This window comes from Asticcacaulis benevestitus DSM 16100 = ATCC BAA-896 (assembly GCF_000376105.1).
Classification (GTDB): Bacteria; Pseudomonadota; Alphaproteobacteria; order Caulobacterales; family Caulobacteraceae; genus Asticcacaulis; species Asticcacaulis benevestitus.
On sequence record NZ_AQWM01000018.1, the window covers coordinates 47,773 to 59,354 of the forward strand.

At 58.6% G+C, this 11,582-nt stretch carries 9 protein-coding genes; 3 read left to right on the forward strand and 6 right to left on the reverse strand.

The features are described from left to right. Position 1: 1 nt before the first annotated feature. Positions 2-2,878, forward strand: a complete 2,877-nt coding sequence (locus B060_RS0115785) for a TonB-dependent receptor plug domain-containing protein (RefSeq protein ID WP_031220717.1) — start codon at positions 2-4, stop codon at positions 2,876-2,878. A gap of 84 nt (positions 2,879-2,962) precedes the next feature. After that, a complete protein-coding gene (locus tag B060_RS27280; RefSeq protein WP_023447338.1) occupies positions 2,963-3,148 on the forward strand; it encodes a hypothetical protein in 186 nt (61 codons plus the stop codon). 220 nt (positions 3,149-3,368) lie between these two features. Here the strand turns inward: B060_RS27280 and B060_RS24825 are convergent, their stop codons facing one another. After that, positions 3,369-4,670 carry a spinster family MFS transporter gene (locus B060_RS24825; protein ID WP_018082771.1) on the reverse strand — a complete coding sequence of 434 codons (1,302 nt, stop codon included), beginning with the start codon at positions 4,668-4,670 and terminating at the stop codon, positions 3,369-3,371. A 116-nt stretch (positions 4,671-4,786) separates the two neighbouring features. Continuing rightward, on the reverse strand, positions 4,787-5,746 hold the full coding sequence (locus B060_RS24830) for a LysR family transcriptional regulator (RefSeq protein ID WP_018082772.1): 960 nt from the start codon (positions 5,744-5,746) through the stop codon (positions 4,787-4,789). 313 nt (positions 5,747-6,059) lie between these two features. Here B060_RS24830 and B060_RS24835 point away from each other — a divergent pair, with 313 nt between their 5' ends. Then, complete coding sequence (locus tag B060_RS24835) at positions 6,060-7,346, forward strand: lipase family protein (RefSeq protein WP_155847745.1); 1,287 nt, start codon at positions 6,060-6,062, stop codon at positions 7,344-7,346. Positions 7,347-7,388: 42 nt separating this feature from the next. Here the strand turns inward: B060_RS24835 and atzF are convergent, their stop codons facing one another. Genes atzF through B060_RS0115825 form a run of 4 tightly spaced genes read right to left on the reverse strand, consistent with a single transcriptional unit; the run spans position 7,389 to position 11,242 of the window. Beyond that, a complete protein-coding gene (gene atzF, locus B060_RS0115810; protein WP_018082774.1) occupies positions 7,389-9,140 on the reverse strand; it encodes an allophanate hydrolase in 1,752 nt (583 codons plus the stop codon). Beyond that, positions 9,137-9,763: an urea amidolyase associated protein UAAP2 gene (locus tag B060_RS0115815; protein ID WP_026172895.1), complete on the reverse strand. Its 627-nt coding sequence runs from the start codon at positions 9,761-9,763 to the stop codon at positions 9,137-9,139. The genes atzF and B060_RS0115815 overlap by 4 nt, the downstream gene beginning before the upstream one ends. A 4-nt stretch (positions 9,764-9,767) precedes the next feature. Further along, positions 9,768-10,595, reverse strand: a complete 828-nt coding sequence (locus B060_RS0115820; protein WP_026172896.1) for an urea amidolyase associated protein UAAP1 — start codon at positions 10,593-10,595, stop codon at positions 9,768-9,770. Positions 10,596-10,603: 8 nt separating this feature from the next. Beyond that, entirely contained in the window at positions 10,604-11,242 is a 639-nt protein-coding gene (locus tag B060_RS0115825) for a cysteine hydrolase family protein (RefSeq protein WP_018082777.1), read from the reverse strand. Positions 11,243-11,582: the final 340 nt, after the last annotated feature.

The window sequence follows — 11,582 nt, forward strand, 5'->3', positions numbered from 1 at the left end:
AATGAAGTATCCATACGGAAATTCGAGTCTGAAACTGGCAGCGAGCTTACTCGTCATTGCCAGTGTTATGCCGGTTACTGCCTATGCTCAAACTGCCGATTCGGCGCCTGCTGCCGATGATCCAGCGGTCGAGATCGTCGTTACCGGCTCGCGTATCCGTCGTGACCCGGTCCGCCAGGCGGCGCCGGTGACTCACCTGGACCAGGCTGATATCAAACGCACGGGTCTGACCTCTCTGACCGACATTCTGCAACGCTTGCCCGGTACAACCGGCGGCATCAATTCGCGCTCCAACTCATCGGGTAACAATGGCAATCCGCCCGATGGCGGCGGTGTCGGCGCCGGTTCGGCCGAAGTTGATATTCGCTATCTGGGTTCGCGCCGTGCGCTTGTTCTGGTCGATGGCCAGCGCTTTATCAACGGCACGGCTGCGAGTGGTGTTCCCGCCGCGGTCGATCTCAACGCCATCCCGGAAAGCCTGATCGAGCGCGTCGAAATCCTGCGCGATGGTGCCTCTGCGGTCTATGGTTCCGACGCCATTTCCGGTGTCGTCAACATTATCACCAAGACCAGGCAGGAGGGCTGGGCCTTTAGCGGGCAGACCGGCGCTTACGACAAGGGCGATGGCGTCACAGAGCTCTATAATTACAGCTATGGCCATACGTTCGATTCGACCGGCGGGAGCCTGATTATCGGCGGCAACTATGCCCGTCAGGGATCGATCTTCAAGGGCGATCGCGCGCTCTACAGATTCCCGACGCCCGGTGCTACCGCGTGCGATTCGAGCTGTTCCTCCGGCACCCCCAATGCCCGCGTCATCGTCACCAATCCGTTGACCAGCGAGAGCATGAACATCACCCTGAAGGCGCCCGTCCTGACCGGAAGGCCCTTCATCGACCTGACCGATCCGACCGGCCCGGACAGCGATTATAAGGCGTTCACCGTCGCTGACCGCTTCAACTTCAGCCCGTACAACTACATCCTGACGCCCAACAAGCGTATCGGCACCTTTGTCAGCTACGTCCAGCCTCTGGGCGAGCGCGTCAATTTCAAGTTCAAGGCAACCTATAATGAGCGGTCCTCGGCCAATCAGGCGGCGCCTTTGCCCCTGTTCGTCGGTCCTGATGCCGGCAACGGCAACCTGCTCGACACCATCTCGATCGACGCGACCAACCCCTACAATCCCTTTGGCTTCACGCTGAGTGCCGGCGGTACGGGCGGCACCGGCGCCAACTATGCCTTTATCGGCAAGCGTCTTGTCGAAGCCGGTCCCCGCCACTTTGAGCAAAGCGTCAAGACGGCTTACTTTAACGCCGGCTTCGATGGCAATTTCGACGGCTTCGGCAAGACCTGGTACTGGGACGTCAGCGGTATCTATTCGACCAACAAGGCCAATCAAACCATGTCGGGCAATATCAATGCCGCCAAGCTTGCCAAGGCCCTTGGTCCCGTGGCGGATTGTACGGGCGACTGCGTGCCTTTTAATATCTTCGGTGGCGAAGGCGCCGTGACGCAGGACATGCTGAGCTACGTCCTGTTCCAGCAAAAGGACGCGTCCGAGCAAAGCATGGTTGATTTCTCGGCCAACATCACCGGTTCGCCGTTTGAATTGCCCGCCGGTCCGCTCGGTGTTGCCGCCGGTGTCGAGTTCCGACGCCTTGCCGGCTCGTTCGATCCTGACCCGGTTGTAGCCGCTGGCCTTGGCTCGGATATTCCCGCCTTGCCGACGCGCGGAAGCTATAATGTCAAGGAAATCTACGCCGAAGCCGACGTGCCGCTCCTCAAGGATCTGCCGGGCGTGCGCTTGCTGGAGGCAACCTTCGCCATTCGCTATTTTGACTACAGCACCAGCGGTTCGGATTCGACCACCAAGGCGGGTCTGAGCTGGAAGCCGGTCGATGATCTGCGCTTACGCGCCACCTGGTCTGAAGGTTTCCGTGCTCCCAGTATTGGCGAACTTTATGGTGCGCCATCGCGCTTTGATGGCGGCGTTGCTGATCCGTGCTCGGGCTTCAACACTTCGGGCGTTTCGGCCACCATCAAGGCCAATTGTATCACGCTCGGCGTCCCTGCTGACGGCGGCTATGTGCAGCTTAACGGTCAACTGCCGATCGTCACCGGCGGCAACGAAGCTCTGAAGCCGGAAACCTCGGAAAGCACGGTTGTGGGCTTCGCCTATAGCCCGACCTGGGCCAAGAGCCTGCCGTTTGTGGATGCGCTGTCGCTGGAAGCCGATTACTACAACATCAAGGTCGACAACTCGATCACCTCCATCAGCGCCGATGTCCTCCTCAACAACTGCGTCACCTCGCTTGATGCCACAAGCTGTGCCGCCATCACGCGCAGCGCGACCGGTTCAATCACTCAGATCCGCGGTATCCTGCAGAATGTCGGAACTCTGGAAAGCGCCGGCGTTGACATGACGCTCAACTACCGGGCGCCACAAACGGCGCTTGGCCGCTTCGGCCTGATCTGGCAGGCGACCTTCCTCGATAAGTATCAAACCTCACTGCCTTCGGCGACCGGCGTGACCGTGCTGGACTACAAAGGCGTTGAAAACAACGGCCAGGCCTATCCGGAAAACCGCTCGAACGTGACCCTGACTTGGCAGAAGGGCAACATGTTTGGCTCATTGACCGGCCGCCATATCAGCGAATTGGACGAGCCCAATTACGACAACACCATGAAGGCCACGACCTACACCGATATTCAGTTCGGCTGGTCACCGGAAAAGCTGGGCGGGAAGTACGAGTTCGCCATTGGCGTCAACAACCTGTTTGGCAAGACGGCGCCTATCTGTCTGGCCTGCGGAGGCTACGATGCCGCTTATGATCTGCAAGGCCAGTTCGGGTACGTTCGTCTGAGCTACAAGAACTAGACGTCTATTAACGGAAGCCAGACACCCGCCAGATACCAATCTGGCGGGTGTTTTTATGGAAGCCTGGCAGGAGGCTTGCCACCCATGTATGGACGGATTCGGGTGGGTAGTGGTCGCTCGTCAGCGGCTGGTGACGGAAATCGGAAAGGCACCGGTCGTGTCAAGCCAGCGCGGATTGTAGGCGAAGACAATCGTGCCGTCTGCGCCAATTTGGCGGCGGCCGATTTCGTAAGCTTCGTGAAAGACCGCAAGGGCGTCGATTTTGAATAGCTGCGGCGTCGACTGGGAGATCCGAACTGTCGAGATTCCACTGCGAACGTCTGTCTTCGAGTGGAGGCTTTTGGATTGCTGCCGACAAGGGAGAGGCGGGTGCAGACCTGGACCACCTAGAGGTCGTTCACGTATTCCGGGGCCGTGAGACGCCGAGCGGTCGAGTTTTACATCAAGCTTGGCAAGCGGATTAAGGCGACCCTTCGCCTTGTCCCGAACTTTAGCGGTTCTGCGCGCACGCTCGGATATGGAGCGACGCGTAACCCAGGAAAATGATACCCACCAGACCCGTGATCTGCATGAACGAGATCGCCGGAGCGAGGCCCTCGACGAAACCGTGGCCTGTCAGGACATCGCTCATCCATCCGGTCACGAAAGGACCGGCGCCCATGCCGATGACATTGAGCAGGAACAGCACAGTGGCCATCCCAAGCGCTCGCAAGCGTGGCGGCAAAAGGGACTGGCCGGCGGTGAAGAGAGGCGCGTAAAACGCCGAAGCTGACAACTCGATGAGGAAGTAGCAAACATACATCGCGTGGCCGGTAACGCGGAAAAACATGACGATGCCGGTGCCCATGACCAGAAACCCCAGAATGGGTAGCCAAAGATACCAGCGCGGATCGCGGCTCCCGAGCTTGTCGGCAAGGAAGCCGCACATCAGGGTGCCGAAAAATCCAGTCACGCCCTGAAACAATCCGCTAATGGACCCAACCTGTGATGAACTCATATGGTTGACCCTGATCATATAGGTCGGGATCCAGTTCTCAAAGGCGCTGTTTGAGGCTGCGAGCAGTGAAAGCCCAAGGGCGATTGCGATAAAGCAGGGATGCTTGCCGATGTGAAAGGCGGCTTCTTCGAGCGAATATTGACGGTCGCCGCCTTCAATATGCGTGTCGTGCTGGCCGCGTTTGGGTTCCTTCACGACCAGGAAGAATAAAAGGGCGATGAGGACGCCCGGGAAACCCAGCATCATAAACGCGCTGCGCCAGCCAAACCTGTCTTCCAGGATGCCGCCGAACGTCAGGCCGGCCCACATGCCGATAGAGATACCCAGACTATAGATCGCGATCGCAGTACCGCGCCGCTTTTGCGGGAAGTAGTCTGAAATAAGGGAATAGGCAGCGGGCGAACAGCCGGCCGACGAAATCGCAATGCCGAACCGCGTGAGAGCCAGCACGATAAAATTCCCGGCAAAACCGCTGAGCGCCGTCAGCAGACTCCAGGCACTGACCGCTGCGGTGATGATCATACGGCGGGAGCCCTTATCCGCCAGCCGGGCGATGGGGAAACCGGCCAGGGAATAAAGTAAAGAGGAACCGAAACCGGTCAGAAGCCCGATTTCCGTGTTGGAAACATGCAGGTCCTTACTCAGGGGATCGATGAGGATAATCAAAAGGGAGCGATCAACCCAACTAAAGCTATACACACAGACCAAGAGCAGGAGCACGATCCAAGCGCGCCATGACACTTGGTCTTTGACAGGCTGAGGCGGGGAGGTGCGTGTCGTCTCGGCGTCGGCCATGGTCTATCCTGAAACTAAAGGGACTATAGCCTCATGAAGCACGGCGTTCGCAAACATGAAGATGCTGTTCTGTGCAACCAAGCTTACCGAAATGATGAACTTTTGTTCGTACAGTCTCAAACAACCGCTCGGAGGTGGCCTTTGCGTGCTGACGGCGCACCGATAATCGCATCGACGTGGTCAACGAAGGCGGTCACTAAGGGAGAAAGTCTGCCTTGACGGGTAATGACCGAGATGTTGCTCGCATAGCCGAAGGTATCGGGGGAAATTTTGTGGAAGCGTTTGGCATCCGGATGGCTGGCGACATAATGGTCTGTCAGGAAGCCGAGATACCGCCCGGAGCTGATCATCATCGAGAGGGCTTCCATGTGGGTGACGGTGGCTGTCCGCCTTAAGATGCCGCTGACGCCAAGCTTCTCCATTTCGTGCTCAAACGGGTAGCCGACGAACTCGTAGCTGGCGATATCCTCTGCCGTGACATTGCCTTTTCTCTTTTGCCAGACGGGATGATCTTCTGTGCAATAAAGGTAACTGATTTCTTCATAGAGGAAGTGATAGCTCAACTGCTCCATGCGACGGCGCTCAAACACGATGCCCACATCGAGCTCCCCGTCCATCACTTCCTGTTCGATAAAATTGGAAGTCTTTCCGGCAATGTTGAAATGGACGTTGGGGTAGCTCTGCTTGTAACTGTCGAAGACTTCGCCCAAGCGGAAATTCGGATCGGTAACCAGCGCGTCGACCATGCCCACGCGGATCGCGCCGGCAGGGCTTGCGTGAATGTCGCGCACACGGCTCTCAAACATGCCAAGATCGTCGAACAGTTGCTGGCATGCGTCATGAACCAGCTTGCCTTCAGCCGTCAGGGTGAAGCCGCGGCGGCCGCGATCGCACAGGCGCACACCGAGGCGGATTTCCAGGTCCTTGATATAGCGGCTTATCGACGGCAGGCCGATCTGGAGCTCAGACTCAGCCGCGACGAACCCTCCATGTTTGACGACGGTGGCAAAGGTGCGCATCAGACGCAGATCGTTGTCGCTGATCCGGCCCGTGAAGCGTTTTAATCCCAGTTCCATTGTTGCAGGCTCCGGCAAGTACAATTGCAAACAGCAACATTCTCCCGCTGTCACAAAAACGTATCAATGAAGCGGGCAATCTGTACAGGCAGGGAATCGTGGAGTTACAAACAGTTGCATTGCAGCAACAGGGGTAATTCGAAAATCCAGTCCTAATAAGGATTTCTCGCAATTTGGGTTTCCTGTCGCGTTGGAAAATATGGTGCGGTGCACCATTTTTTCCTCGCAGAAGTGAACTTAGAAGTTGCCAATAGACCGGTGCGCAAGTGATGCGAGACTTTCATGTTTGATCAAGTAATGAGGAGATGGGCTGGTGACCTTACGTAAATCGCGTGTTTTGATGATAACGGTCTCTCTGTTGTGTGCCCCTTTGGCAGGCTATACGCAAGGCAGGCTTGATCCATGGTCCGGCGACGGTGGGGTCACGCCATTTTATAGCTGGCACGGGCCCATCCCGTCCGTGCCAGGTTCGATGCTGCGCACGGAAGCGGCGCCGGCTGAGGTGTCACTGGCACAAGCGGCCAGGGCAGATCGCATCCTTTACAGTTCCCAGAGCTGGCAAGACGCGACTGTGGCCACGACCGTGTCCGGTATCGTATTCTTTCCGAAGGGAGAGATACCAAAAGCCGGTTGGCCGATCATCGCATGGGCGCACGGGACGACGGGCATTGCCGATGTCTGCGCGCCCTCCTTCATGGCGCGGTCCGATCGTGACAAGGCCTATCTTGGGGCCTGGCTTGAGGCCGGATACGCGATTGTTGCGACAGACTACGAAGGCCTTGGCACCCCCGGTCCGCATCCTTACCTGCAGTACAAATCCGAAGGCATGGCGATCCTGGACAGTTTGCGCGCCGCCTTGAAGGCGTACCCTAAAACCTTGCGCAACCAGATTGTCACCATGGGGCAGTCGCAAGGCTCGGGCGCTGCCATCGCCGCGGCTTACCTGGCGCCGGATTACGCGCCGGAACTGAAGATCAAGGGGACTGTCGCCACAGGCATCGTCGCCCATACGACCCGTCTGAACGGTGCGCACCAAGAGCCGGTTCAGGCACTTTACAGTGACCGGGATACGGGCGGCAACACAGCCTACGAAATCCTCTATTTCCTGGGAACGGTCCGGTCCATTGATCCGGCCGGCATTAAACCTGAGGACTATATCTCGGATGCGGGCTGGCCCATTCTGGAAAAGGCGCAGTCAACCTGTATGGGTGGCTTGCGCACCTTTGCGACAGAGCTCGGACTGCCTGTCGATCAACTCTACAAGCGCTCGATCAAGGATCTGGAAGCCTGGGCGGATGCGACGAGTGACTTTCCGGACGTGAATATCGGTACGCCGATCTTTGTTGGCACTGGCCTAGCGGATTCTGACGCGCAGACCGTCACGCAATATAATTTCGTGTCGGCCATGTGTGCGGCCGGGGATCTCGTTGAATGGCACTACTATCCGGGCGCGACCCATTCGACAGCCGTCCTGCGCTCACGTGCCGACAGCCCGGCCTTCATTGAGAAGGTCTTGACCGACAAGCCGGTCAAAAACCTATGCCCAACCCTGGTGCCACCGGGACCACTTCAGTCACCGGAAAGCCGGGTGGGCGAGTGATAGAAAGTGAAGAGGCCTTTCCGGATACCGGAAAGGCCTGGCCTATCGCGCTATGAAGGCACGCCAGCCGCCCAGAGCGGTAATGTCTTCACCGCCTTCGATGGCGCGCGGCTCGGCCACGAAACCCTTGACGCTCGAGCCATTGTCGAGGACCACGGTACCGATCGCCAGAGGGGCAGGCACGTCAACGACAAAACTGCCAAACGCCGCCAGATCCAGCTCGTAAATCTCCACCGCAATGGAGGCCCCGGTTTCGTCATAAATAAGCGCGGGCTTGGGCGGCACCGCGTTGGCGATCGCGTAGAGCCTGTAGTTTGGTGCCGTTTGAGCGGCGCCGACGAACCGGGCGTTGCGAGACGTCAATTGCCAGTGCAGGGGCATGCCCGCCAGGTGAGCGCCGACAACGGCCAGTTTTACAGTTTCCATCTTGTCTCCAAAGTCAAGCTCAGGGGGCGAGGGCAGGTCAGCCTTTGCCAGGTACGCCTGGCCGGCTGCCAGCAAGGCCTGGTCCGTGTGCGCCGGTCCGATCAGGGTGATGCCGAACCCGGTACCGCTGTCACGGAATCCGGCGGGCAGGGCGACAGCGCTCATATCGAGTAGATTGACGAAATTGGTGTAAAGGCCGAGGGCTGAGTTCAGGCGGACGGGCTCTTCACGCATTTCAGCGATGCGATAGCAGGTCGGTGTGGTTGGCAAAGCCAGCATGTCTACTCCGGCCCACAGGGCCTCCGCCTGGCGCGCCAGCGCTTTGAGGCGATATTCGCCTTCGAAAAGCTCCACCGCAGTAATGCCAAGACCGGCTTGGGTGATGGTTCTCACGGTGGGGTCAATAGCGTCCGGATGGTTGGACAGGAGACTTTTGAGCGCAGCGGTACGCTCAGCGACCCAAGGACCGCTGTAGAGCAGCTGGGCGGTCTCCGACAGGAAGCCGATGTCGATCTCCACCAACTCGGAACCGGTCGCGCGCAGCGCCAACAAGGCGGCCTCATAAAGATAGGCTGAATGGGCATCGCCGAGATAGTTGCGTTGGGACAGCAAGGGCACACCGATACGCTTTCTTTGGCGAGGCGTATTTTCCACGGGGCGCGAGAAGGGGTCAGCGACATCGAAAGAGGCGATGACGTCGTCAACCAGGGCCGCATCCTCCAGAGTGTGGGTAAAGGCCGTAATGCAATCGAGCGACCGGCAGGCCGGCACCAGACCCGAGGTGCTCCACCGGCCCTTGGTCGGCTTGAAGCCGATCAGGTGATTAAACGCGGCCGGCACCCGTCCCGATCCCGCGGTGTCAGTGCCCAGCGAAAACGCAACAAGACCCGCGGCGACGGCGACCGAGGATCCGGAGCTTGATCCACCACTTATGAAATTGCGATTGAACACGCAAGACGGCGCGCCATGTGGGCTACGGGTGCCGTTGAGCCCGGTTGCGAATTGGTCGAGATTGGTTTTACCTATGGGGATGGCTCCAGCCTCTATGAGGCGCTCGACGACAAAGGCTGATCGGTCTGGCAGGAATGCAAATTCGGGACAGGCGGCGGTCGTGGCGGTCCCGGCCAGATCGATATTGTCCTTGATGGCGAAGGGCACGCCGGCGAGGGGCAGGGGCTCACCCGCCTTTACGCGCGCATCGACCGCCTCGGCATAGGCGATAACGGCTTCGCGCGGTAGCCGACTGATCCATACCTGAGGCTGGACAGCGTCGTATCTGGTGATCCGGTCGAAGGTTTGCTCAAGAACCTCGACCACAGACAGGGCGCCGGATTGAACAGCCGCAGCTGTGTCTGTAGCCGTGATCATGCGCGGATAACCATGCGCACCGGCGTTGGATTAAACCCGTTGCAAGGGTTGTTGATCTGTGGGCAGTTCGAGACAACCACGGTAACATCCATCAGCGCTTTCAGGGTCACGGAGAGGCCCGGCGCGGAAATGCCGTCAACAATGCCCAACGCCCCGTCCGCCTCGACCGGCACATTCATGAACCAGTTAATGTTGGAGACCATGTCACGTTTGTTGCGGCCGGCGCGCGCATTCGCATCAAGGAAGTTGTCGACACAGGCATGTTGTGATTTCGTGTGGTGACCATAGCGCAAGGTGTTTGATTCGCACGAGCAGGCGCCACCGATGGTGTCGTGATACTCGACAGTGGTAGTGGCAATGACCATCATTGGACGGCCCTCGTTCGACAGCAGGGTGCTACCGGCCCTCAGGAAGATATTACCCTGAGCCGCAATCGTGTCCTGGGCACTGTAACGTTCTGCATCGTCGGCCGTCACATACATCAGGAAGTCGACCGCTTGGTTGCCCTCGAGGTCAATAATCTCCAGGGTTTGTCCGGCCAGGACATCGTACATCCAGGGAGCCCGCGCGGGCACGATCTCATCATAGATCACGAGCTCCGAGGCGTTCAGATCTTCACGCATCGCCTTACCTTGCATAATAGTCCTCGACATTCAGGAAGGCGCGTAGCGCTTCCGGCGTGCCGGTACGGATGGGATCGTTCTCAGAAGTGACGGGACCGCGCCAGGCAACGGCGCGGAGGGACGTTACCGTGTAGTCCGGCCTTGGATCGAGCACGTGCGGCGCATTGGCCATGACCAGGATGAGGTCCATCTCAGCCCGCAGGGTCACGGAGCGGTTGACGTCAAAGGGGCCGATCATGGGTGTCACGGCGCCATCGGCCTCGATTGTCACGCCCTTGAACAGATTGAGGCAGGGATGGATGTCCTTGCGGCCAAGGCCATACTTGGCGACGGCGATAGCGAACCGGTCACGCGCGGACGGGTAGGGGCCGAAGTTGCTGCCATCGCCGTATTTGCGCGCGTTGGTCCCGGCGTTTGAAGCGCCACAGAAAGCATCGTGGGTGCCGGCCGTGTCCTCGACAATACTCATCATCACCCGGCCCATGTCCGACAGAAGAAAACGGCCGGCGCCCAGATAGCCGTTCCATTGAATCTTCAGGGTATCGGCAATATTGAGACGCTCAACAGGCCGTTCGGCATTGAACAACAGGAGCGATAGGCACCCATCGCCGTAGAGATCGGTCAGGCGCAGGCGTGTACCACGGTTGATTTGCTTGATGGCATAGCCACCGCCGGCGAGGGTCTCGGCCCAAACCATATCGGCAGGCGAGACACCCTCGGGCAGGTACCGCGCCTGAGACGCGGGCACGGTTGGCATTGCCTCGACTTCGGTGCCACCCTGAGCGCGGGCGTGAGCTTGGGCGCCATACGGGTCTGCGGTGTGAAGAGACATTGAACCCTCTACTCGGCGGCGGCTTGGGTGAGGGCGCTGAAACCGGCGATAATCTCGGCCGCGGAGCGTCGCGCACCTGTCTGCAAATATTCCATCGCGTTCAACGAGGCGTCGTGGGCAGGCTGGGAGGAACCTGTGACACAATCCTCGACTACGCGGACATAGTAGTCACCTTGGTGGGCGTCGACATAGGTGTAATGCACGCAGACATCGGTAAAACCGCCTGTCAGGATCAGCGTGTCAGCCTTCAGTCCCTTCAAAAGGATTTCGAGTTCCGTGCCGTAGAAGCAGGAGTAGCGGCGTTTGCTCAGGAGGTAATCGCTCGGCTGTATGCCCATTTCCTCATAGGCGAAATCGGTGCCGGGTGAGTCTTCCAGACAGTGAACACTCTCGGTGCCATCAAGCTCACGGCCGAAATCAATCATGTTAGGACGGTGAACCTCTTTGAAAAAAACGATGGGGATGTTCGCCCCGCGCGCGGCGTCCACGACGGACCTGACACGGTGCATGCGCTCAAGCCGATCGGGCAGGAGAGGCAGGCGTTCGGTCGGTTCCCAGGGCAGAAACGCCCCCTTCTGTACATCGATCACAACAAGGACAGGGGTGCCGACGATCATCGGTTGGGCATTGGTGGCAGCGTAGGTCACAGGTGCGTTCCTCAAGAGTTGAGGCTACACCAGACTATAAGCCACGACGCAGTGACATAGCGGCAAAGGCAAAATTAGTTGCGGCGAACGGCAAGTAAGGCGCAGGCGACCGTCCGGTCGCACACATTTATATGCGCATCCCCTAATTTGGCCGAATTGTTGCGCCTGCAAAGAAGAAGCGCGTCGAAATTCCTGATGCTTTCAGCAATAGTTCAGTTGGAGCGCAACTAAGCTTGTGCTTCGCAGCATGTTCAAATGACCAAAGTCTGTAACTCTTGTTCGCAGAGTGAAACACACAGCTCGAACGCCGGACTCTTTCATCACTGCCCATCCGCCATGA